The following is a 19,773-nucleotide window of genomic DNA, read 5'->3' on the forward strand; positions in this document are numbered from 1 at the left end:
GGTTAGCTCCCTCCCGGACCGAGGTCGGTCACGACGGCGACGGCGACCACGACGGCACCGCCGATAATCACGAGCCCGACGAACGCACCGCCACCGTTCGGGAATCCGGGGATGCCCGGTATCTGGAACCCGCTCGAGTCGTCTTCCTCGATATACTTCGATATAATCGCCTTTCGCGCCTCCTCGTTTTCGTCCAGATATTGGACGAACTCACTCGCGTTGTACGTTCCATACTTCGGATCCTCGTATGAGGTGCTATTTTTCTCGTTACCGTCCGCGTCGTAGATCGCCTCGACTGTGAGGTCCCCCTCGATCAAGGTCGTCTGAGTACCGTCGTCCTTGATGAGGTAGAAGGATTGGTTGTCCGAGACGGTCGTGCTGTACGTTGCGCCGCTCGAGATGGAACTAACCCCGTCAGCGAATAGCAGCCCTTCGACCGTTCCGTTCATCGGGCTGGTCGGGACCGGCTCTCGGGAACTACTGTTCGTGCTGTTGTCCCATTTGAGGTCAGTGTACCCGTCGATGTGAACCCGCATCGTGGACGTTTCCGTCAGATTCGGATTCGAGGTATCCAGCACATAGTGAAGGGCGGTCCGAAGACTGCCTTCGCTCCCGTCACTGCCACCGGCGAGATATCTCCACATCCCTTCAGCGCCTCGAAGCTCGTTCGGATCGAGGCGACCGGCGTCCATCTCGTTGTAGAGATCCGAAGAAATGTCGCTGTACTCGGTCGTCAGCGTCGATGACTCATTCGACCAATGGGTCAGCGCTTCATCCCACTCCGGGAGATCGGACACCTTCTGCCCAGGAAGGCCCTGATCGTTCGGTTCGCTCGTTCCTGCGTAGCTGTTGCGAACGTTGAACTGGCTGGACGCATTGAAGTACGCCAGCATATCGCTGTTATAGGTATTCGACGGTGACCAGTTACCGTTGCTCTCGGACTCGTTCAGTTCCCACGGGTCCATCGGGTGAGCGGCCGTGTACGACTCGTCCCAGTCTCCATAGTTCCCGTTGCTGTTGGTGTCGATGATGAACGGGTCAGGGGCGAACGCGACGGTTCTCGGTCCCGAGTTAGGGTGAGTGAAGTCGACGTACACCTCCGCCACTTGGTAAGTGTGCGTCGTGCCGTTCGCGAGCGTGTAAGTCTTATCTTGCAGACCACCAGTAAAACCAACCTCATCGACGGAATCGACGCGAGTCGGAGCCCAATCAGCCATCGGCTGCTGGAGGAAATCGCTGGCGATCGCGTCCTCATTGGTTAGGTTGCCGATGTGGGCATACTGGGCCTGAGACTTCGTGTAGCTCTCCAGCGTGTTGATCTCGCGGACGCTGTAATAGTCGCGAATCGCCTCAGGAGCCATTTGGTCCGCTGTTGTCGTGGAGTTCTCTTGCTGGTAAGCGGTCGCGATCGCGTTCCGCGCCTCGAGGGATCCGAGTGTTGCCGTGTCTTGCCCGTAGTTGTTGAGAATGGTCAGTAGGGCCTGTTGAGACTCCCACTCTGAGACGGCCATGCCGTGCAACGTCGTCTGAGTCGCTGCCGGATCGCCGTCGTAGCTCGTCGTCTCAGTAGTCTGGTCGGCACAGGAGAAGATGAACCAGTCCACCGCGTCGTACATACAGCCCTCACCAGACTGTGCAGCCGCCGGTTGACTCGCCGCCATCGGAGCGACGAGCGAGCCGACCAGGAGGAACGCGAGCAGGACCGTGAACGCGCGATGGGCTATGGGCCGATGGGCCGACATCAGACCACCCCCGAGCCGGCCAGCGCGAGCGCGATCACGGAGACACTCGCGGCCACGTTGTACGCAACGATCACCGAACTATTCCACACCGTCGTACCGTCTAAAATATCCGAAGTCATGGGTTGAACCCGTTAGTCCCGCATCGTCCAGACCGCCGCACCGATCACGGCGAGTCCGATCACCGCGCCCCCGACGAGCATCCCGCCGCCGAGCGAGTCACTCCCGCCCGGCAGGACGCCGCCAAGGAACCCGGAGCTATCTTCAATCGATGCACTGTCGATCCCCGACCCGCCCGAAACGACGACTCGGTAATCCGTGTCCAGCTCGAGACCGCTGGCATTCTCGTCGTAGCTGGCCGTCGTCGTGTTCCCAGCGTAGGCCCCGATCGTGTCCTCGAGGGCGATCGTGGCGTTGGCCGGGTCGTTTGCGTATTCGGTTTCGTTGTAGAACGTGACCGACGCCGACGTGTTCGCCGGGTCCGTGACGGATTCGTTCCACGTGACCGAGACGTTGATCGGAGTCGAGTCGTTCGAGACGGTCACCGTCTCGTTAGTGGAGAACTCAGACGACTGCGCAGTGCCGATCGCCACGAAACCGACGAGCGAGCCGAGGACGACCAGCGCCAGCAGCGCAGTCGCGAGTCTATTCGACATGGATCGCCTCCCGCCGGATTCCGGCGCTCTTCAGCGTCGCAATGATCCGGTCGCGCTCGAGACCCTCGCTGAAGTTCTCGAGGACGATCCGGGGCGTCTCCGCACTCGAGTCGTTAGTAGTGGTTTCCATCGTTCGGTCCCTCACTTGTAGGCGATCAGGTAGAACCCGGCCCCGTTCAGGAACACCATGAACCAACCGAGCGGCCACGTCGATGCGACCGCGACCGAGACGGCCGGCACGAGGGCGCTCAGGATGTTCAGGATGAACATCAGGAGCAAGACGACCGTCTCCATGTCCGTGTAGTCGTCCACCGTGGTCTGACCGTTCGTGACCCACGCGACGACGATCGTAATCATGGAGATCAGGAACCCCCACGTGATTTCGGTTCCATTGCTCGAGACCAGAACACCCTCGAAGCCGGTGTTGAACGGCGCGTTCAGGGTGAACGTGCCGACCGCGGCGACCGAGATCGACGCGAGGACGAACAGGGGCGCGAGAACGCTATCAATTAGGTCAATACCATCTTCCCGTCGCACCGCGGACGGGACCGCTCCTTGTGGTAGGCTTAGAGCCATACGCTCGGTCGGCAACCCGCCTCTCCGAAAAACCTCGGAATAAATGGATACTCCCCTTGGGGTCCCCACTTGGAACCCAGAGAGTCACGAAGTTTTATGAGAAGGCGGGTTGCCCGCCGGATATGGCGCTGAACAAACTGCGAAAGATCGATCGCGATTCGGTCGGCATCACGATGCCGAAAGACGACATGCGCATCGAGGGCCTTCTCGACGAGGACGGCGAGATCGACGGCGACTATCATATGCACATCCGTCACGTCGACGACGGCCAGTGGTCGCTCGAGCTGGTCGAGGAGATCGACGCGTGACCGAGAGCCCTGCAATCGGGTCTTCGAAGCCGACCCCACGGGGTTGCGCTCAGATGTATACGGGGACCTCGATGTATGCACCCTGTCGTGGGCTGTGGACCGCGCGGGTGCATAGAATCGGACCCGATCGGACCGGCCCCCGCCGTGATCACGCCGGGAACCCGACCCCCATTCATAAAGGACCGACCGGTCGCTCACCCGCGAGCGACGCGAACCGACCCCCCGTGCATACCTTCGCTTAAACCATGACCAAACGCACCAGTCTCAAGCTCACCGACGAACGACAGCGCAAGCTCGAACGCGCGAGCGAAATCGTGGCCGAGGACGATCTCGACGACCCGCCGATGTCCGTCGTCATCGACGCCGCACTCACGCACCTGGTTGAGTCTAAACAGAACATCGATGACGCTCGAGGCGAGTTCGATCCCGAGACGGTTCAGGCGATCGCAAATACCTCCGTGGTTGGACTTCGATATCGGACAAGCGTTGAAAGTCGCTGGCGATGAAATATTTAGAAGACGAATTGATCCCGCAGTCTACGTATTTCGAAAGAAAATAACGACAGTCGGTGAGTGGCTTAGTCGAGTTCGTACTCGCTAATCACGGTTCGACTACCGTCGTATTCACCGATAATCTGGATGGAACCGCTACTGACTGCGGTGCCATCGTCGAAGGAATTGTCGTCATCACAGATGTAGCCGCTACTCAACTTCCCTGAAGGCGTGTCTTCGAAGTGAACTTCAGCTGTCGCCCCAGCGTTTGTGCCGAGGGACTTTTCTTCTGCTCCGCTGCCACCGCTTGAATCGTAAAGGTAGCTACAGTCTCCAGTCCCCGAGATGTAGAGTTCATCAGCACGTTCGATGCTGTTTACGGTTGCAGTGACATTCCCGCTATTTTCGTCGAACGAGATCCCGGCCTGCGCGTTCGCACTCTGCCCTTGGCCGAGATCCAGCACGAAGGCTGCGATAACGGCCGCGAGGATCACGGTGATAGCGACCATCAGAATTACGCCGATAACGGGCGAGACGGCCCGTTCACCGTCATCTCCGATAAGCTTCGAGCGGTATTTTGTCAGATCCATATATTATCAGTAGTGTTCACTGTAGCTCGTGATGACGTTGTCGCTCCCGTCAAGCGTCCCAATGACTTGGATGTCCGAACCGGAACATTCGCCACTACCGTAATCGACCGTGGCGCTACTTCCGGCACTAGCATCGATGCTTCCGGAAGGCGAGGAGCCGTCTGCACACTGCAGGGTTAGATCATCTGCGCGCTCAACGCTGTTTACTGTCACCGTAACAGTCGAAGCAGAACTATCATGATCGAAGGAAATACCAGCTTGCGCGTTTGCACTTTGTCCTTGACCAAGGTCAAGCACGAATGCCGCGATCACGGCCGCGAGGATCACGGTAATTGCGACCATCAGGATAACCCCGATGACGGGCGAGACGGCCCGTTCGTCCTCTGTACCGATCAACTTGTTCCGAATCGATTTTCCGTCCATGTTTTTCTCACGCACCGGCGTTAAATCGTAGGAAAGCTTATTTGCAGCCTCGGTGAACCGAGATTTGCGGTTAGGGGGATTGGACCAACCCTTTGTCCCCGCTTTCCTACTGTCGTCCGATGCTCATAGTGACGACTTGACCAATCCCATATAATGGTATGGGTCCGTGACCATCTGTTTAAACCGAAAGGCTTTCAGAACTGAGAATCAGGCGGCCGCAGATATCTTACAGCAGTGTCTTGAAGCGGTGCAGTCGGGCGATTCCCCGCTCGTCAGTACGAACCAATACCGATTTGATCGTGCGGCCGTAGGAATTGTCCATGCCAGACGCGCACGTGACCGAACCCGAGTTCGCGCGTACCTACGATGGTGGGGCCTACGACGATGCGTGGGCTGCCGTCAAACAGTACCGGCGGGTGATCGCCTACCATCGCGACAACCCCGACGCCGGGATCGCCGAACTCATGCGTATCTCGGGAGCGCCTCGCAACTCGGTCGTCTCGTGGATCGACGATGGTGCGACGCCGCTGGTTGCCCAGGGCTTGTACAAAGCACATGACTACAAACTACTCGGGGTCGACTACGACGAAATTACGCCGTTGAATATCCTCGTCGCTGCCGCCCTCTCGTCTGGGACGATCGACGCCCGAAACTACCAGCCCACGTTTACGGTTGAATCGCTCGAAAACTCGCTAGTCGTCAACAGCCTCGAGCTGGTCGGCGTCGGATCGCAGGAACTCGAGAACGGAACTGGAGATGCTCCGACTGTCGGGCCAGCGGAGGATGCTGCGATCATCGGCCGCACCCTCCATGTCCTTGGGGTTCCGCTGGGGAGCAAGACCAACGCCGGCGAACTCTCGCTTCCGTCGTACCTCGAAGACGCTCCTAACGCGGTCCGGAAACGATTCGTCGATATCTATCTCCAGAACCGTGGCCAGCCCCACGTCGATAACGCCGGACTGGCGATCAAAGAGGATCGCCCTCGGACTTATCAGGAGCAACTGGCATCTCTCATTGAATCGGTCGCAGGTGAGTCCGTGACGGTCGCGGACAGCGGGGTCATGGTGTCGGCCGATGCAGCACGTGCGCTCGGATTCGAACAGCCCGAAACAGTCTGACTGAACAGCCCCACTATCGATCTGTTCTCCAACGATCTCCCATACCGAGTTCTGAACGAATTCGGTTGCTGTTCCTCCGTCTATTCATCATCCAATCGACTCGTCAGTAATTAATAGGTAGTCCGGAAACTACCGGTCATGATTACGGACGCTCGAGCCCTCCGCCCGTCGTACGTCCCGAGCGATCTCCACCACCGGGACGGAAAAATCGAGCAGTTGGCCGGTGCGCTCCGGCCGATCACCGACGGCGACACCGGCGAGAACGTGTTGGTTTTCGGACCGAGCGGGACGGGGAAGACGACGCTCGCACGGTTCGTCGTTCGCGAACTCGAGCGCGAGACGTTCAATCTCCGCTGGGGCTACCACAACTGCATTTCTGGCTCGTCGAAAGCCGAGGTCCTCTACGGCATCATGCGGGATGCAGGTCTCGGTGCGGACCTCAAGAAGATGGGGTCGCCGACGAGCGCGTTCATCGATCGGCTCCGCGAGAGCGATCGGCGCGTCGTCGCGATCGTCGACGAGGTCGACGTACTCGAGGACGACATGACGCTGCAGGCGCTCATCGACATTCCGAACGTGACGATCGTCGCGATCACTATCGACGAAGACGATCTCTTCGCTCACCTCGATTCCCGCGTCCGGAGCCGACTGCGTAGTGCCCAACCGATCACGTTGGACCGATTTACGCACGGGCAACTGGTCGACATCCTTCAGGCCCGCATTCGGGCCGGGTTACGGCCGGGAACGATTTCGACCGATGCGATCGGCTATATCGCCGATGTCGCCGCCGGCGACGCCCGCGAAGCGATCGGGATCCTTCGAAGCGGCGCGCGAGCCGTCTCGAGGGACTGTGATCTGTCACAGATTACGATCGATATCGTCGACGAGGTTCGGACGGCCGCCCTCGAGGAGATCCACCTCGAGCGCGTCGAGGACCTCGGGACGCACAAGCGACTACTCTACGATATCATCGAAGCGTCCGGAACGATCCCCGGCTCGGAGCTGCACGATACCTATGAACAGCGGGCACAGAACCCGAAGGCCAAAAGCACCCGGCGACGGTATCTCTCCAACCTCGAGGAGAAGTACGGGCTGATCGAATCGAACGGAAGCGGGAGAGGGAAAACCTACGCTGTCCCCGAGTTTTGAGATTTCCGCTCATTTCCGTTCGTTTTCCGCTCACCGAAGTAGATGCCTTCTACCGACCGATATCTGACTCGAGAGGCGATTTCGGCTGTTTTCCGTTCACCTCCGCTCTGGACTTATTCACGGCTGTGGCCTTCACTCGCCCATGTCCGTTCAATCAGGCTGCTCGAGGCCCGACGAACCACGGTTGCGTAGCGAACTCGAGGACGGTCGCTCCGTCGACGTCGAGGTCACCGGCTCGCCGGATAACAAGAAGCGGGTCGACGTTCGCGTCGAGCGTGGGCGACACTGGGTTTTCGCCGTCCAAGATCGGACGGCCGGGTTGATTCTAACGCTGAACGAGAACGGCCAGCGAATCGACGACGAGATCCCCAGCTGGCTCGAGCCGCTGCTCCGACGGATCGGACTCGAGGGGATCAAAGCGTGATGGGCTCAGTCTTCCGCCGGCTCGAGATCGTCGGCATCGAGTTCGCCCGCGAGGTACCGTTTACCAGCATCAGTGATCTCGTAGTATCCCCGCTCAACGCGGGTAGCAAGCCCATAATCGATGAGAACGGAGAGACGCCGACTCACGTGGCTCCGGGACTTTCCGATGTTCTTCGCAATCACCTGGGGAGACAGCAACAGACCCGATTCGAGGATTTCAAGAATTCTCTCGTCGGTTGGCAACTGCATCCACTCCCCTGGCTTTCGCATCATTTCTCGGTTTCATACCAGATTCTTACCGGTATCGGTACACCGGGGGCTTGGGACGAATTGGGTCAAGATCTACAACGAATTAGTGATAAGATATATTGTGGTGGGCTCGAGACTGGTTGGGTAACGGGAGTTACACGTGGGCCCGACTGTCCGTTGGGTCCGTTCGGAAAATGCGGTCCGGTGTTAAGGGCACCGGGTCCGCGCGGCTCCCGTGAATCAGGCACGGAAGCCATGTACGACGACAATTCGCGGGGCCTTGAAAGCCCCGACACGACAGACGCATCGACCCTTCCTGACCAGCGACTCGTGGCCGACGGCGGCACGGTCTGGGGAGATCTCACTGGGTTCCAGCGCGACGCCCTGGAGGCGATCGCTCACCTCGAGCGCGACGACGAGACCTGCTACGGGCTCGCGATCAAGCGCCGACTCGAGCCTCAGTACGGCGACGTGAATCACGGGCGGCTGTACCCGAACCTCGATACGCTCGTCGAGCGCGGGCTCGTCGAGAAGTCCGCGCTCGATAAGCGGACGAACGAATACGTCCTCACCAGCGATGGGCGTGGGCTGCTACGCCAGCGCCTCGAGCGGCTCGCCGACGCGTGCGAACTCGAGATCGCCGCGACCGACGGCTCCGGGGACGGTGATCACGATGAGTGACGAGTTCCTTGCCCTGGAGGCACAGCTCGAGGCGCTCGAGCGCCAGGCGGATGCGGTCGAACGACAGACCGAGGCGCTCGAAGCGATCGCGACGGAGATGCGGTATCAGAACGCGGCGCTGGTCGAGATGATCGCGTGTCTCGACGACCTCTCGGTGCGCGTCGACGACCACCACTGTCCGGACTACCCGCCGCACGATCGATCCGGGCCCGCGCTGCAGACGTGGCTACAGGATCGCCTTTTCGAGCGCGACCAGCTCGAGGACGATCACCCGCAGTTCCGCTGGGGCAGTCCCGAGAACTGGAGCGGTGGTGATCGGAATGAGTGACGACCTGCAACCGCTGTCCCCGGAGGAGGGCGTCGATCGGTTCCTCCGTCACCACCGCCCCAGTGTCCGCGATACGTCGTTCCGGAACGCGAAGCACCGGCTGTCGGTGTTTCTCGAGTGGTGCGACGAGCGGGACATCGAGAACCTGAACGACCTCGACGGTCGCGAACTCGCGGATTTCGTCGATTGGCGACGAGCCGATGTCGCGCCGATCACCCTGCAGAAGCAACTGAGTAGCGTCCGTCAGGCACTCCGGTGGTGGGCCGATATCGAGGCCGTCGACGAAGGGCTCGCGGAGAAGCTTCACTCTCCGGACCTCCCCGACGGGGCGAAGTCCAAGGACGTCTTTTTGGACGCCCAGCGGGCGAAGACGGCACTCGAGTACTTCGACCGACATCACTACGGCTCGCGGGATCACGCGCTGATCGCGCTGCTCTGGCGGACGGGGATGCGCCGAAGTGCCGCACAGTCGATCGACGTAGACGACCTCGAGCCGGACGATCACGCTGTTCGTGTGGAACACCGGCCGGATTCCGGGACGACGCTAAAGAACGGCGACGACGGGAACCGTTGGGTCTATCTCGGGCCGAAGTGGTTCGCCGTTCTGACTGCGTACCGGGATAACCCGGACCGGCCGCGAGTCACCGACGACCACGGTCGTCAGCCGTTATTTACGACCCAACAGGGAACGCGACCGACGGGCGATACCATCTACAAGTGGGTCGTCCGGGCGCTGCACCCCTGCACGTACGGTGAGTGTCCGCACGACGAGACGCCGCGCTCGTGCGACGCTCGAGGGAGTGACGGCCACCCTGCACAGTGCCCGTCGGCGCGATCGCCCCACGCGATCCGCCGGGGAGCGATCACGCACCACCTCAATCAGGAAACGACGCCGGAGATCGTCAGCGAGCGCATGGACGTGTCGCTCGAGGTTCTGTACGAACACTACGACGCCCGCACCGAGCGCGAGAAGATGGAAGTCCGACGAGAGAACCTGCCGTAACCTATCACAATCATGAGAAAGACGAGCCAAACTGCACGACTCAAAAGAGTTCGAACATCCCCGCGAGTCCATCCCCCCCCCTGTTTTGATATTTAGAACTACCCGCTGAGTTGCATCGTTAGCGCTCAAGCCATGATATCGTCCTGTTGGCCGTCGTTACTGTCCCCGACCCGGGACGGAATGGAGAGACTACCAAATAGGGTGCCCCGTCTGTCGTCGATCAATGGCACAAGGGACCGGCGGCGAAGCGCGCTCGAGACTCCGTCGCGTCGGGGCGGTGCTGTCCGAACACGTCAGCCCCACGGTCGATGCGGACTCGAGCCTCGAGATCGAAGTCGTCGATTCGGTCGCGGAGGTGGGTCGAGAGCGCTGGAACGGATTGGTCGAGCGCTCGAGTCGGGGGAGCGTCTTTCATCGCTACGAGTGGCTCGCGGCGGTCGAGTCGGGGCTTGGGTATCCGGCCAAACACCTCGTGGTTCGGAAAGACGGGAACGTGATCGGCTGCATGCCGAACGTCGTCGTTGGGATCGAGAAGACGCCGTTCAAGCGGCTTTCGTCGGCTTATCCTGGCTTCGGCGGACCGCTGTTGCCGACGGATACGACGGACGCGCTCGAGCGGGTACTCGATGCGGTGCCGTCGTGCTGTGGCGGACGGACGATCGTCCACCAGATTCGGGGACTGGACGCGGGGTATCTGCGGTACAACGATCCGCTGCAGGAGCGGGGGTATCGCCCGTATCGGCGCGAGTGTCGGTTCCTGCTGAATCTGACGCGGGGCCACGACGAGATCCGCGCGGGCATGAGTCGGACCCGGCGACGGGGGATCGAACGTGGCGAGGACGGCGACTACGAAATCGTCGCGGAGGACATCACCCGCGGGAACCTCCGGCGGTTCCACCGCGCGTACGAACGGGTCATGGACCGCGTCGGTGCGGAGACCTACCCGTTCTCCTTTTTCGATGCGCTCCGGCCGATGGCCGACCGGCTCCTCCTGTTGACGATCCGGATCGACGGCGAGTACGCCGGCGGAATGCTCGAGGTCCTCGACGACGAGCGGGACGCAGTTCATGGCTTTTTCGCGGCTGTGCCGCGGGAGTACTTCGACGATCACGCGTCGGAACTGCTCTACGATCGGGTGTTCCAGTGGGGAATCGACCACGGCTACGAAACCTACGACTTCGGGAGTACGACCGCGGACTTCGCGGACGGCGTCTTCCGGTTCAAGGAGAGTTTCGGCGGACGGGCCGTCCCGGTCCTCGTCTGGGAGCGGGGCTGTAGTCCCCTCTGGCGACTGGTGAAGATCGGCCGGTCGCTGTACTGGCCGTACTACACCTGAATCGGAGTCCGAAAGCGTACCCGATTCGGTCTGCGGGGACTCCTATCATGGGGTGCTTCCCGTCGGTCGTTTAGCCCGCCTGTTTTGTCGTTCAAATAACCCATTCGATCGCATAACTGTTATTTATGATGGATTCGTAATCCAACAGCATGCGATACGTGACATACGTTATCACGCCACCACGAGGGTACTTCGATCGGGGTGCGGAGCGTCTCCGGGAACTTGGGGTCACGTTCGATGCCGTTCGGAACGTCGAGCAACTCAACGACGGGACGATCATGACACAGAAAGTGCTGCGGGGGGATCGGGCCGTCGCCGAGCGGGCACTCGAGGAGACGGGGCCGACGGTCGTCGACTACCAGTTGACCGACGCCGGCGATAGGTCGATCCTCCAACTCCACTACGAGCCGAGCGACCTCACGCGGGAGTTACGGGCGATACACGACCGACATGCGGTGTTGCTCGACTACCCGCTCGAGTACACCGGGCCGGCAAACCGGAGCCTCCGCGTCTCGGAGATCGGCCGCGAGGACGCACTCCGTCGTCTCATCGAGGAGACGCGGGCGATCGTCGACGTCGAAATCGAGCGACTCGGCAGCTACGATCCGTCCGCCGAACGGCCCTTTACCGAACTGACCGATCGCCAGCGGGAGGTGTTACGCGTCGCCGTCGAGGAGGGATACTACGAAGAGCCCCGGCAGGTCACCTACGGGGATATCGCCGCCCGGCTGGACTGTTCTGCGGGAACGGTCGGCCAACACCTCCGCCGGATCGAGGCCCGGCTCATGTCGTCGCTCATCAGCGGCGACGCCGAACGGGCGGCCGAGACCGACGGGCACCCCGATCCTCCGGCGACTGGCCCGTCCCGATAGCCGACCGTCGCGCTCGAGCGGGGACGGTCGTCCGTGGGTCGGTCCGGTTGCCGAAGTTGAGCGCCACCGGACGCGGCCGGCGAGTCGGTTGGCGCGTTGCCGCGTCACCCGCCAGTATCAGCGGGTCTCCCGTCTCGGACAGCGGCCATCGTTACGGCCAGCGTCGAGCCGACGAGAGCCGTACTCAGCGCCGTTCCCACGACCGGAACGAGTCCCAACAGCCACGCCGCGAGGCCGAAACAGACGACGAGCGCGAGCAGCCGCCAGCCGATCCCGCGGGTCGCGCGAGCGCTCCGGGCGAGCGCGGTGACCGGCCCCGATCCGGTGACGACGAACGCGGGCGCGGGGAAGAACCGCACGAACGCGGCGAAGAGGGGGACCGCGAGTATCACGCCGACGACGAGCCCGACGTCGCCGATGGAGCCGACCGCCCGCCCGACCGCATCGAACAGGACGATCAGTCCGAGATACGCCAGCCATCGCCGTCCCCACTGTCGCCAGCTCCAGCCGTCGTCGCTCTCGAGCGTTCGCGCGATGGTCGCGGTTCCGGCGGCCGCGACGACAGCCATCGCGAGCGCCTCGAGGCCGACCGCCCAGGCGAGGTAGGGGAGTTTCAGGTCGATGAGCGCCCCGAGCGAGCGGGCCGTGTCCGGGACGCCGGTCGGGTAGCCGGCGTATTCGATCCCGATCGAGACGTCGTCGCCGGTGGCCAGCGTCGGAATCGGGTCCCACCGCCGGAGCCGGTCGAGGAGCGCGAGGACGAGCCCGGCCACGGTAAACGGCACCAGCAGCGCCGGATCGCGCCGGAGACGCGGTATCGCGCCGGCGATCCCGGTCGGCGGCGTGTCGGCATTGTCGCTATCGGTCTCAGAGGCCGCCTCGTCGGTCGGTGCCGGTGTCGCCGAGTCGTCGCTGATGGTCGGCTCCCGTTCCCGTCCGTCGTCGCCCTCGTCGTCACTCATGATCTCCCTCCAGCGCGAGGACGCGGTCGCCGTCGACGACGTAGAGAACGCCGTCGCCGACCGCCGGTTGCGAGAAGAACCAGTCGGTTTCGCGGGTGAACCGCCGGTCACCCGTCGCTGCGTCGAGGATCATGAGGTCGTAGCCGCCGGTCACGTAGACGACGCCGTCCGCGACGACGGGGGCCGCTTCCCGGGTGAACGCCAGCGTCCACTCCTCGGCTCCCGTCTCGAGGTCGCGTGCGTGTAGCGACTCGGTGCCGTCGGCGAAGAACACCCGGCCGTCGGCGACGGCGGCCGCGCCGCCGGTCGCGTTGCCCGCGAGATCCCGCGACCAGCGAACGTCGCCGTTCGCCTCGTAGACTGTGAGGCCGCCTCGAGTCGGGACGACGACCCCGTCGGCCGTCGCCGTCGGCGGGAGTACCATCGCTTCGTCGAGTTCGTCCTCCCACACGACGTCGCCCGTTTCGGCGTCGAGAGCCCGGACCTGAGACGGCCAGCCGGTGACGAAGACGGTCCCGTCTTTCACTGCCGGCCGTCGTACGGTCACGCTGAACTCGTCGCCGGCGTCGAGCCGTCGCCGCCACTGCTCGCTGCCGTCGGTGGCCCCGAGCGCGACGATCTCGCCGCGGTCGGGGGCGGCGACGTACACCGTCCCGTCCGCGGGGACCGGCGGCGGGCTCTCGAGCGCGTTCACGGGCGGTGACGAGGGGGACGGCCCCGGCCCGCGCCACCGGTTCGCACCGAACTGGACGCCGAACGCCCGGAGGCCGCCGCCGGCGTTCAGTCCGGCGATGCCGTCGTCCGTGCTGACCGTCAGCGTTCCGGTCCGGTAGATCGAGGGGGAGACGTAGGCGGGGCTGGAACGAAACGTGCTGTCGTACGAGAACCGCTCGTCGCCGCCCGCGGCGTCGAACGCGATGAGGTTCTCGTTGCCAGCATAGACCGTCCCGTCGACGACCACGGGCGGCGTGACCGCGAAGCCGCCGGTGTCCGCGAGTCGCCCCTCCCATGCGAGCCGCAGGTCGTCTTTCGGGCCCACCGCGTCGGGGCTGTGGCCGGTTCCGGCGGCATCGTAGCGGGCCATCGGCCAGTCGATCGTCGCGGCGTCGGCTCGATCGTCAACGGCCGCGTAGCCGCCGAAGAGGCCGCCGACCCCGAGAACGCCGCTCGCGAGCGCCTGTCGTCTGGAGGGCATTCCACTGAACCTGTAAGTTCAATAAATAAATACGTTCACATTTCGATCCGATCGGACCACGGAGCCGGGCCGCGGTTTCGGACTCGTCGGAGAACGCCTCGAGTCCCATCGGTGGCCGCTTCGAAATCCTTTTAGGCGCTACACGGGGATAGTAGGGTAACTGAGTGATATCATGGACGTCGACATCATCTCCGAAACGGAGAACCCCATGTTGCATCGGACCGACGTGACCTTCGAACTCTCCCACGAGGACGCGACTCCCGAGCGACTGCAGGTTCGGGACAGTCTGGCCGCGAAGCTGAACAAGGACGCCGACGAGGTCGTCATCCGCAAGCTCGACACCAAGTTCGGGATGCGCAAGACCGTCGGGCAGGCCAAGGTCTACGAGACCGCAGACGACGCCCGTGACGTCGAGCAAGACCACATGCTCGAGCGGAACAAGATCGGTGCCGACGAGGAGGCCGACGCCGAGGCAGAACCGGAGGAAGCCTAAATGGCTCGCTACGAACTCTACAACGACGATGGGAGTACGGAGCGCGAACAGTGCCCCCGCTGCGGTGACGTGTTCCTCGCTGACCACGGCGACCGCAAGCACTGCGGGAAGTGCAGTTACACCGAGTGGGAGTAAGGCGATGTGCCGAGCGACCGCGAGGCACATCGAAACGCGAGCGGGACGTGAAACGACCCGCGAGCGCGCGGTCACCCGACCGTAGCGGGATGTCTCGACCGCCGATGACTACCCGTTTTCAGCCGTGACTGACACCCGCATCCTCGGCATCGAGGGCACCGCCTGGGCCGCCAGCGCGGCCGTCTTCGACGCCGCACGCGACGACGTGTTCATCGAGAGCGACGCCTACCAGCCCGAGAGCGGTGGCATCCACCCTCGCGAGGCCGCCGAACACATGCACGAGGCCGTCCCCCGTGTCGTCGAACGCGCCCTCGAGTACGCCCGCGAGACCCACGACGGCCCCGCGAGCGAACCGCCGGTCGACGCGGTCGCCTTCTCTCGCGGGCCCGGCCTGGGCCCCTGTCTGCGGGTCGTCGGCACCGCTGCCCGCGCGCTGAGCCAGGCGCTTTCGGTGCCGTTGGTCGGCGTCAATCACATGGTGGCCCACCTCGAGATCGGTCGCCACACCTCCGGGTTCGACGCGCCGGTCTGTCTGAACGCCAGCGGCGCGAACGCGCACCTGCTTGCCTACCGCAACGGGCGCTATCGGGTCCTCGGCGAGACGATGGACACCGGCGTCGGCAACGCCATCGACAAGTTCACGCGCCACGTCGGCTGGTCCCACCCCGGCGGGCCGAAGGTCGAGGAGGCGGCGACGGAGGGCGACTACGTCGACCTGCCCTACGTCGTCAAGGGGATGGATTTCTCCTTTTCGGGCATCATGAGCGCCGCCAAGCAGGCCTACGACGACGGCGTCCCCGTCGAGGACGTCTGCTTCTCCCTGCAGGAGAATATCTTCGGCATGCTGACCGAAGTCTCCGAACGCGCCCTCTCGCTGACCGGCAGCGACGAACTCGTGTTAGGCGGCGGCGTCGGCCAGAACGACCGCCTGCGCGAGATGCTCGGAGAGATGTGCGCCCAGCGCGGGGCCGAGTTCCACGCACCCGAGCCGCGCTTCCTGCGGGACAACGCGGGGATGATCGCCGTACTGGGCGCGAAGATGTACGACGCCGGCGATGCCCTCGCGCTCGAGGACTCCCGCGTCGATCCGGATTTCCGGCCGGATCAGGTGTCGGTCTCTTGGCGAACGGACGAGCGCGACCTCGCCGCCGGCCGCGGCGCGGCCGACGCGGGTGACCGACAGATCCGCGGGGCCGAAGCGCTCGTCGACCTCGAGCCCGAACTCGGCCGCGTGACCAAGCGCCGCGAGGCGAAGACCTACCGCCACCCCGAACTCGACGACCGGCTCCGTCGCGAGCGGACGACCCTCGAGGCCCGCCTGACCAGTCTGGCCCGCCGCGAGGGGGTGCCGACGCCGGTGCTGTCGGACGTCGATCCCCGCGAGGCGCGGCTGGAACTCGAGTACGTCGGCGAACGTGACCTCCGCGCGGCGCTGACGGCTGCGGGCGTTCGTGACGTCGGCCGGCACCTCGCGCGACTCCACCGGGCGGGGTTCGTCCACGGCGATCCGACGACGAGAAACGTCAGGGTCGACGGGGACCGAACGTACCTCATCGACTTCGGGCTCGGCTACCACACCGACCACGTCGAGGACTACGCGATGGATCTCCACGTCTTCGATCAGAGCCTCGTCGGGACCGCCGACGACCCCGAACCGCTGCGCGAGGCGGTCCGGGCGGGCTACCGCGAGGTCGGCGAGGAGCGCGTCCTCGAGCGGTTGCGGGACGTCGAGGGCCGGGGCCGGTACCAGTCGGACTCGTAGCGACCGGCAATCACACCACTGCCGTCTCCCGGTCTCGGTGACGGGGTCAGCACACAATCCCTTTATCGGGGGACGACGTATCACCGAGCATGGCAGACAAGTCGACGTCCGGTGAGATCCTCGGGGTACCGTACAACTTCGAACGACCGAGCATCAGTCGCATGCTCTCGTCGTACTGGCAGCCCGGCGAGGGGATGCTCGTCGAGAAACCCTTCGGGGTCGGCTACACCCTCAACCTCGCCAACTGGCGCTCGTGGATCGTCGTTGCCGTCGCCGGTGCGCTGCTCTGGCAGCAGGAACAGGGCGCGTCCGGGGACGACGAGGAGTCGGTCGACGAGCCCGTCGAGGTCATCGTCGACGACACCGACGACTGAGACGGTTTGCTGTACCGATTTACCGGTGCGACCCAGACTGTGTCGCGGTCGCACCGGAAATGACGTACAACAGACCGTCTGACCGGCGCGAACCGCCTTTTTGCCGGCCGCCTCGATCGACGAGCGACTGCGCCGTCGCTCAGCGATCGACTTCGCCCATGATACAGTCGAGGCTCCCGATCGCCGCGATGAGGTCGGCAACGTACTCGCCGCGGGCGATCTCGGGCAGCGCCGAGAGGTTCGAGAAACACGGGCTGCGGATCTTGAACCGCGCCGGCGTCTCGGTCCCGTCCGACCGGATGTAGATCCCGAGTTCGCCTTTCGCCCCTTCGACGGCGCGGTAGCTCTCGGCGTCGGTTTCGGGCTTGAGCGTTCTGGGGACGTTGCTTTGGACGGTGCGTTCGTCCGCGGGCCAGTCCGCGAGCAGGTCGAGACACTGATCGACGATCTTCGCCGACTCCTCGATCTCCCGCAGTCGAACGAGCAGTCGAGCGAAGTTGTCGCCGTCGGGTTCGGTGACCACGTCCCACTCGAGGTTCGGATAGTAGCCGTAGGGGTCGTCTCGCCGGAGGTCGTAGTCGATGCCGGAGCCGCGGGCGACGGGGCCGGTACAGCCGTAGTCCTTCGCGGCCTCGGGTTCCAGGACGCCGGTGTCGACGCAGCGACGCTGGAAGATCTCGTTGGTCACGAGCAGGTCGTGATACTCCTCGAGTTTCGCCGGGAAGCCGTCGAGGACGTCCCGAACGTCCGCGATGAACTCCCCGCGGGGTTCGGGCAGGTCCCAGGCGACCCCGCCCACTCGGAAGTAGTTGAACATCATCCGTTGGCCGGTCAGCGCCTCGAGACAGTCCAAGACGAGTTCGCGGTCCCGGATCGCGTATTGGAAGGCGGCACAGAACTCGCCGACGATGTCCAGCGCGTAGGTGCCGATGGCGATGAAATGCGAGGCCAGCCGCGAGAGTTCGGCCCCCATCGTCCGGATCACCTGTGCGTACTCCGGGACGTCGACGTCCGCGAGAGCCTCGATCGTGCGGGCGTAGGCCCACTCGTTGCACAGTCCCGAGGACACCCAGTCCCAGCGGTCCGGGTACGGCATGATCTGATGGCGGTACGTACTCTCCTGGCACATTTGCTCCTCACATCGGTGGATGTAGCCGATGTCGGGATCGACGTCGACGACCGTCTCACCGTCCAGCACGGCCTTCACGTGGAGGACGCCGTGGGTCGAGGGGTGGTGGGGACCGATGTTGAGAAACATCGTTTCCGAGGTGGTGTCGTGTTCGTCGCCCGCGATCGGGTTCGCGTGTTCCGAGAGGGTGACGATCTGGGATTGCTCCGCATCGTAGTCCAGCGAGAGGGGATGTCCCTGCCACGTCTCCGGCAGGAGGATTCGCCGCAGGTCGGGGTGGGCCTCGTACTCGATCCCGATCAGGTCGTAAGCCTCGCGCTCGTGCCAGTTGGCCGTCTCGAAGACCGGCGTCGCCGACTCGCTTCTCGGCTCGCCGGTCGGCGTCGGCACCACGACGCTTACCTCCCGCGTCGGGTCCGCGTAGGACTTCAAGTGATAGATCGTCTCGAACCGGTCCGGATACTGCTGGGCCGTCACACAGGAACAGTGATCGAACCCGGCCTCGTCGCGAAGCGTCGCCAGCACCGCCTGTACCTCGTCGGGCCGGATCACGACCGCCGGCGCGTTCTCGTGATCGTCCCGCCCGAGGACCGCGTCCCCGAGCAGGCCCTCGAGCGTTTCCTCCCCGTCCGCGTCGCCCCGTTTTACCGGCCGCGACTCGAGCGTCGAGTCCGCTGTCATGGCCGGCCGTTCGGCCGCTCGAGGCGAGTCGGTTCTGCGTCACGGGCTAGGCTATTTATATACGCAGGCCGGACCCTCCGGTCGTGAAGACCGTTCGGCTCACGCTGCGGTTCGACGCCGAGACGATCCACCCGATGCACCGGTTCGTCGCCGAGAGCGACGCGTTCGAGTCCTATCGGCTGGTCCACGGCAACTTCGCTGGCGAAAACGACGACAACGTCTTTATCTTTCACGTCGTCGGTGACGCCGACGTCTACGAGGCCGCGCTCGCCGAGACCGACCGCGTCGACGACTACGAACTCACGCGGACTGGCGATCGAACCTTTACCGTCTACGTCCGCGATCTGCCGGCCGACGTCGACACGAGGCTCCTCGAGGGCCTCACCGCCGGCAGTCTCGTCGTCCTGCCGCCGCTTGAGTACCGGTCGGACTGGACGGTCCGGTTCTCCGTCGTCGGCGAATCGGCCGATCTCCAGGCGGCACTCGAGGAGATGCCCGACGGCATCGAGACGACCGTCGACCGCGTCGGCGAGTACGACGGGGCCGACGCGGCGGTCGGCGCACTGACCGCCCGCCAGCGGGAGACGCTCCGGGTCGCTCGCGAGTTGGGGTACTTCGAGGTCCCACGCGCGGCGGGCGTCGAGGACGTCGCCGCCGAACTCGACTGTGCGCCCGGGACGGCCGCCGAACACCTCCGGAAGGCGGAGGAAACTGTGATGGACGCTCTCGATCTGTAGCCGACGCGTCGCGGTTCCGATCCCTACTCCGTATACGCCTCGAGCGGCGGTGTGAACGCGTCGATGACGCGACACGGCTCGAGGGCACGCACACCGTGGATCGTCCCCGGCGGGACGGCGTAGGAATCGCCCGCCTCGACGATCCCCGAGTACTCGCCGCGGAGTTCGAGTCGCCCCTCGATGACGAACGTCGCCTGCGTCGCCTCCTCGTGGGCGTGTGGTTCGCCTTCCGCGCCCTCCTCGAGTGCGTAGTGAACCAGCACGAGATCGTCGGTCGACGACAGTACGCGCCGCTGCCCGCCCTCGAGGTCGTCGATCCGTTCGGGGTCGTCCCACTCGGTGATGTCCATGATGTGTCATCCA

General features: G+C 63.9%; 26 protein-coding genes. 15 read left to right on the plus strand and 11 right to left on the minus strand.

All coding sequences use genetic code 11. The features are described from left to right. Positions 1 to 2 precede the first annotated feature (2 nt). The 4 genes from ACERIM_RS06355 to ACERIM_RS06370 form a co-directional block, all read right to left on the minus strand. Positions 3 to 1,616 (minus strand): hypothetical protein, encoded by a 1,614-nt coding sequence (locus ACERIM_RS06355; RefSeq protein WP_373631760.1) that lies wholly within the window; start codon positions 1,614 to 1,616, stop codon positions 3 to 5. Positions 1,617 to 1,873: 257 nt separating this feature from the next. After that, positions 1,874 to 2,395 (minus strand): hypothetical protein, encoded by a 522-nt coding sequence (locus ACERIM_RS06360; protein WP_373631761.1) that lies wholly within the window; start codon positions 2,393 to 2,395, stop codon positions 1,874 to 1,876. After that, positions 2,385 to 2,525: a hypothetical protein gene (locus ACERIM_RS06365; RefSeq protein WP_158413756.1), complete on the minus strand. Its 141-nt coding sequence runs from the start codon at positions 2,523 to 2,525 to the stop codon at positions 2,385 to 2,387. The genes ACERIM_RS06360 and ACERIM_RS06365 overlap by 11 nt, the downstream gene beginning before the upstream one ends. A gap of 11 nt (positions 2,526 to 2,536) precedes the next feature. After that, complete coding sequence (locus tag ACERIM_RS06370) at positions 2,537 to 2,971, minus strand: hypothetical protein (RefSeq protein WP_373631762.1); 435 nt, start codon at positions 2,969 to 2,971, stop codon at positions 2,537 to 2,539. Positions 2,972 to 3,093: 122 nt separating this feature from the next. Between ACERIM_RS06370 and ACERIM_RS06375 the strand changes: the two genes are divergently transcribed. Beyond that, positions 3,094 to 3,279 (plus strand): hypothetical protein, encoded by a 186-nt coding sequence (locus ACERIM_RS06375; protein ID WP_373631763.1) that lies wholly within the window; start codon positions 3,094 to 3,096, stop codon positions 3,277 to 3,279. A 245-nt stretch (positions 3,280 to 3,524) separates the two neighbouring features. Beyond that, the gene (locus tag ACERIM_RS06380) at positions 3,525 to 3,785 is read left to right on the plus strand and encodes a hypothetical protein (protein ID WP_373631764.1); all 261 of its coding nucleotides are present in this window, start codon (positions 3,525 to 3,527) and stop codon (positions 3,783 to 3,785) included. A gap of 71 nt (positions 3,786 to 3,856) precedes the next feature. Here ACERIM_RS06380 and ACERIM_RS06385 read toward each other — a convergent pair whose 3' ends face one another. Together ACERIM_RS06385 and ACERIM_RS06390 are read right to left on the minus strand one after the other, a co-directional pair. Then, positions 3,857 to 4,360, minus strand: a complete 504-nt coding sequence (locus ACERIM_RS06385; RefSeq protein ID WP_373631765.1) for a type IV pilin — start codon at positions 4,358 to 4,360, stop codon at positions 3,857 to 3,859. A 6-nt stretch (positions 4,361 to 4,366) separates the two neighbouring features. Continuing rightward, complete coding sequence (locus ACERIM_RS06390) at positions 4,367 to 4,783, minus strand: type IV pilin (RefSeq protein WP_373631766.1); 417 nt, start codon at positions 4,781 to 4,783, stop codon at positions 4,367 to 4,369. A gap of 320 nt (positions 4,784 to 5,103) precedes the next feature. Here ACERIM_RS06390 and ACERIM_RS06395 point away from each other — a divergent pair, with 320 nt between their 5' ends. The 3 genes from ACERIM_RS06395 to ACERIM_RS06405 all read left to right on the plus strand — a co-directional run bounded on the left by ACERIM_RS06395 (position 5,104) and on the right by ACERIM_RS06405 (position 7,474). Continuing rightward, positions 5,104 to 5,901, plus strand: a complete 798-nt coding sequence (locus ACERIM_RS06395) for a hypothetical protein (protein WP_373631767.1) — start codon at positions 5,104 to 5,106, stop codon at positions 5,899 to 5,901. A gap of 138 nt (positions 5,902 to 6,039) precedes the next feature. Further along, positions 6,040 to 7,050, plus strand: a complete 1,011-nt coding sequence (locus ACERIM_RS06400) for a Cdc6/Cdc18 family protein (protein WP_373631768.1) — start codon at positions 6,040 to 6,042, stop codon at positions 7,048 to 7,050. 142 nt (positions 7,051 to 7,192) lie between these two features. Further along, positions 7,193 to 7,474 (plus strand): hypothetical protein, encoded by a 282-nt coding sequence (locus tag ACERIM_RS06405; RefSeq protein WP_373631769.1) that lies wholly within the window; start codon positions 7,193 to 7,195, stop codon positions 7,472 to 7,474. A gap of 5 nt (positions 7,475 to 7,479) precedes the next feature. Here the strand turns inward: ACERIM_RS06405 and ACERIM_RS06410 are convergent, their stop codons facing one another. After that, positions 7,480 to 7,743: a winged helix-turn-helix domain-containing protein gene (locus ACERIM_RS06410; protein WP_373631770.1), complete on the minus strand. Its 264-nt coding sequence runs from the start codon at positions 7,741 to 7,743 to the stop codon at positions 7,480 to 7,482. Positions 7,744 to 7,977: 234 nt separating this feature from the next. On the opposite strand from ACERIM_RS06410, the gene ACERIM_RS06415 reads away from it, so the two are divergent. The 5 genes from ACERIM_RS06415 (at position 7,978) to ACERIM_RS06435 (ending at position 11,942) form a co-directional block, all read left to right on the plus strand. Further along, positions 7,978 to 8,403 carry a PadR family transcriptional regulator gene (locus ACERIM_RS06415; protein ID WP_373631771.1) on the plus strand — a complete coding sequence of 142 codons (426 nt, stop codon included), beginning with the start codon at positions 7,978 to 7,980 and terminating at the stop codon, positions 8,401 to 8,403. Next, the gene (locus ACERIM_RS06420) at positions 8,396 to 8,731 is read left to right on the plus strand and encodes a hypothetical protein (RefSeq protein WP_373631772.1); all 336 of its coding nucleotides are present in this window, start codon (positions 8,396 to 8,398) and stop codon (positions 8,729 to 8,731) included. Before ACERIM_RS06415 ends, ACERIM_RS06420 begins: the two co-directional genes overlap by 8 nt. After that, a complete protein-coding gene (locus tag ACERIM_RS06425; protein ID WP_006651083.1) occupies positions 8,724 to 9,734 on the plus strand; it encodes a site-specific integrase in 1,011 nt (336 codons plus the stop codon). The genes ACERIM_RS06420 and ACERIM_RS06425 overlap by 8 nt, the downstream gene beginning before the upstream one ends. 223 nt (positions 9,735 to 9,957) lie before the next feature. After that, positions 9,958 to 11,070: a lipid II:glycine glycyltransferase FemX gene (locus tag ACERIM_RS06430; RefSeq protein ID WP_373631773.1), complete on the plus strand. Its 1,113-nt coding sequence runs from the start codon at positions 9,958 to 9,960 to the stop codon at positions 11,068 to 11,070. A gap of 149 nt (positions 11,071 to 11,219) precedes the next feature. Further along, complete coding sequence (locus tag ACERIM_RS06435; protein WP_006651085.1) at positions 11,220 to 11,942, plus strand: helix-turn-helix domain-containing protein; 723 nt, start codon at positions 11,220 to 11,222, stop codon at positions 11,940 to 11,942. 104 nt (positions 11,943 to 12,046) lie between these two features. Here ACERIM_RS06435 and ACERIM_RS06440 read toward each other — a convergent pair whose 3' ends face one another. Together ACERIM_RS06440 and ACERIM_RS06445 are read right to left on the minus strand one after the other, a co-directional pair. Continuing rightward, positions 12,047 to 12,904, minus strand: a complete 858-nt coding sequence (locus ACERIM_RS06440) for a hypothetical protein (RefSeq protein WP_006651086.1) — start codon at positions 12,902 to 12,904, stop codon at positions 12,047 to 12,049. Continuing rightward, positions 12,897 to 14,099 carry a PQQ-binding-like beta-propeller repeat protein gene (locus ACERIM_RS06445; protein WP_373631774.1) on the minus strand — a complete coding sequence of 401 codons (1,203 nt, stop codon included), beginning with the start codon at positions 14,097 to 14,099 and terminating at the stop codon, positions 12,897 to 12,899. The genes ACERIM_RS06440 and ACERIM_RS06445 overlap by 8 nt, the downstream gene beginning before the upstream one ends. Positions 14,100 to 14,271: 172 nt before the next feature. Between ACERIM_RS06445 and ACERIM_RS06450 the strand changes: the two genes are divergently transcribed. From ACERIM_RS06450 to ACERIM_RS06465, 4 genes are all read left to right on the plus strand, one after another. After that, positions 14,272 to 14,592, plus strand: a complete 321-nt coding sequence (locus ACERIM_RS06450; protein WP_006181526.1) for a 30S ribosomal protein S24e — start codon at positions 14,272 to 14,274, stop codon at positions 14,590 to 14,592. Beyond that, the gene (locus ACERIM_RS06455; RefSeq protein WP_006181525.1) at positions 14,593 to 14,727 is read left to right on the plus strand and encodes a 30S ribosomal protein S27ae; all 135 of its coding nucleotides are present in this window, start codon (positions 14,593 to 14,595) and stop codon (positions 14,725 to 14,727) included. Between the two features lie 124 nt (positions 14,728 to 14,851). Next, entirely contained in the window at positions 14,852 to 16,489 is a 1,638-nt protein-coding gene (locus ACERIM_RS06460) for a bifunctional N(6)-L-threonylcarbamoyladenine synthase/serine/threonine protein kinase (protein WP_373631775.1), read from the plus strand. Positions 16,490 to 16,578: 89 nt separating this feature from the next. Next, positions 16,579 to 16,863 carry a DUF5808 domain-containing protein gene (locus ACERIM_RS06465; RefSeq protein WP_006181523.1) on the plus strand — a complete coding sequence of 95 codons (285 nt, stop codon included), beginning with the start codon at positions 16,579 to 16,581 and terminating at the stop codon, positions 16,861 to 16,863. A 139-nt stretch (positions 16,864 to 17,002) separates the two neighbouring features. On the opposite strand, the gene ACERIM_RS06470 is transcribed toward ACERIM_RS06465, so the two are convergent. Continuing rightward, entirely contained in the window at positions 17,003 to 18,673 is a 1,671-nt protein-coding gene (locus ACERIM_RS06470) for an NADH-quinone oxidoreductase subunit D (RefSeq protein ID WP_373631776.1), read from the minus strand. Positions 18,674 to 18,756: 83 nt separating this feature from the next. On the opposite strand from ACERIM_RS06470, the gene ACERIM_RS06475 reads away from it, so the two are divergent. Next, entirely contained in the window at positions 18,757 to 19,410 is a 654-nt protein-coding gene (locus tag ACERIM_RS06475) for a helix-turn-helix domain-containing protein (RefSeq protein WP_373631777.1), read from the plus strand. A 23-nt stretch (positions 19,411 to 19,433) separates the two neighbouring features. On the opposite strand, the gene ACERIM_RS06480 is transcribed toward ACERIM_RS06475, so the two are convergent. Continuing rightward, positions 19,434 to 19,760 (minus strand): cupin domain-containing protein, encoded by a 327-nt coding sequence (locus tag ACERIM_RS06480; RefSeq protein WP_373631778.1) that lies wholly within the window; start codon positions 19,758 to 19,760, stop codon positions 19,434 to 19,436. Between the last annotated feature and the right edge of the window lie 13 nt (positions 19,761 to 19,773).

Source organism: Natrinema sp. H-ect1, from assembly GCF_041821105.1.
GTDB lineage: Archaea > Halobacteriota > Halobacteria > Halobacteriales > Natrialbaceae > Natrinema > Natrinema thermotolerans.

Bases quoted from the DNA above. Each gene is read 5' to 3' on its own strand.
- ACERIM_RS06420 (WP_373631772.1), top strand. From the start codon at position 8,396: ATGAGTGACGAGTTCCTTGCCCTGGAGGCACAGCTCGAGGCGCTCGAG.
- ACERIM_RS06365 (WP_158413756.1), bottom strand. From the start codon at position 2,525: ATGGAAACCACTACTAACGACTCGAGTGCGGAGACGCCCCGGATCGTC.
- ACERIM_RS06445 (WP_373631774.1), bottom strand. From the start codon at position 14,099: ATGCCCTCCAGACGACAGGCGCTCGCGAGCGGCGTTCTCGGGGTCGGC.
- ACERIM_RS06400 (WP_373631768.1), top strand. From the start codon at position 6,040: ATGATTACGGACGCTCGAGCCCTCCGCCCGTCGTACGTCCCGAGCGAT.
- ACERIM_RS06470 (WP_373631776.1), bottom strand. From the start codon at position 18,673: ATGACAGCGGACTCGACGCTCGAGTCGCGGCCGGTAAAACGGGGCGAC.
- ACERIM_RS06370 (WP_373631762.1), bottom strand. From the start codon at position 2,971: ATGGCTCTAAGCCTACCACAAGGAGCGGTCCCGTCCGCGGTGCGACGG.
- ACERIM_RS06410 (WP_373631770.1), bottom strand. From the start codon at position 7,743: ATGCGAAAGCCAGGGGAGTGGATGCAGTTGCCAACCGACGAGAGAATT.
- ACERIM_RS06355 (WP_373631760.1), bottom strand. From the start codon at position 1,616: ATGTACGACGCGGTGGACTGGTTCATCTTCTCCTGTGCCGACCAGACT.
- ACERIM_RS06375 (WP_373631763.1), top strand. From the start codon at position 3,094: ATGGCGCTGAACAAACTGCGAAAGATCGATCGCGATTCGGTCGGCATC.
- ACERIM_RS06435 (WP_006651085.1), top strand. From the start codon at position 11,220: ATGCGATACGTGACATACGTTATCACGCCACCACGAGGGTACTTCGAT.
- ACERIM_RS06425 (WP_006651083.1), top strand. From the start codon at position 8,724: ATGAGTGACGACCTGCAACCGCTGTCCCCGGAGGAGGGCGTCGATCGG.
- ACERIM_RS06385 (WP_373631765.1), bottom strand. From the start codon at position 4,360: ATGGATCTGACAAAATACCGCTCGAAGCTTATCGGAGATGACGGTGAA.
- ACERIM_RS06480 (WP_373631778.1), bottom strand. From the start codon at position 19,760: ATGGACATCACCGAGTGGGACGACCCCGAACGGATCGACGACCTCGAG.
- ACERIM_RS06390 (WP_373631766.1), bottom strand. From the start codon at position 4,783: ATGGACGGAAAATCGATTCGGAACAAGTTGATCGGTACAGAGGACGAA.
- ACERIM_RS06465 (WP_006181523.1), top strand. From the start codon at position 16,579: ATGGCAGACAAGTCGACGTCCGGTGAGATCCTCGGGGTACCGTACAAC.
- ACERIM_RS06455 (WP_006181525.1), top strand. From the start codon at position 14,593: ATGGCTCGCTACGAACTCTACAACGACGATGGGAGTACGGAGCGCGAA.
- ACERIM_RS06380 (WP_373631764.1), top strand. From the start codon at position 3,525: ATGACCAAACGCACCAGTCTCAAGCTCACCGACGAACGACAGCGCAAG.
- ACERIM_RS06450 (WP_006181526.1), top strand. From the start codon at position 14,272: ATGGACGTCGACATCATCTCCGAAACGGAGAACCCCATGTTGCATCGG.
- ACERIM_RS06395 (WP_373631767.1), top strand. From the start codon at position 5,104: ATGCCAGACGCGCACGTGACCGAACCCGAGTTCGCGCGTACCTACGAT.
- ACERIM_RS06440 (WP_006651086.1), bottom strand. From the start codon at position 12,904: ATGAGTGACGACGAGGGCGACGACGGACGGGAACGGGAGCCGACCATC.
- ACERIM_RS06430 (WP_373631773.1), top strand. From the start codon at position 9,958: ATGGCACAAGGGACCGGCGGCGAAGCGCGCTCGAGACTCCGTCGCGTC.
- ACERIM_RS06360 (WP_373631761.1), bottom strand. From the start codon at position 2,395: ATGTCGAATAGACTCGCGACTGCGCTGCTGGCGCTGGTCGTCCTCGGC.
- ACERIM_RS06415 (WP_373631771.1), top strand. From the start codon at position 7,978: ATGTACGACGACAATTCGCGGGGCCTTGAAAGCCCCGACACGACAGAC.
- ACERIM_RS06405 (WP_373631769.1), top strand. From the start codon at position 7,193: ATGTCCGTTCAATCAGGCTGCTCGAGGCCCGACGAACCACGGTTGCGT.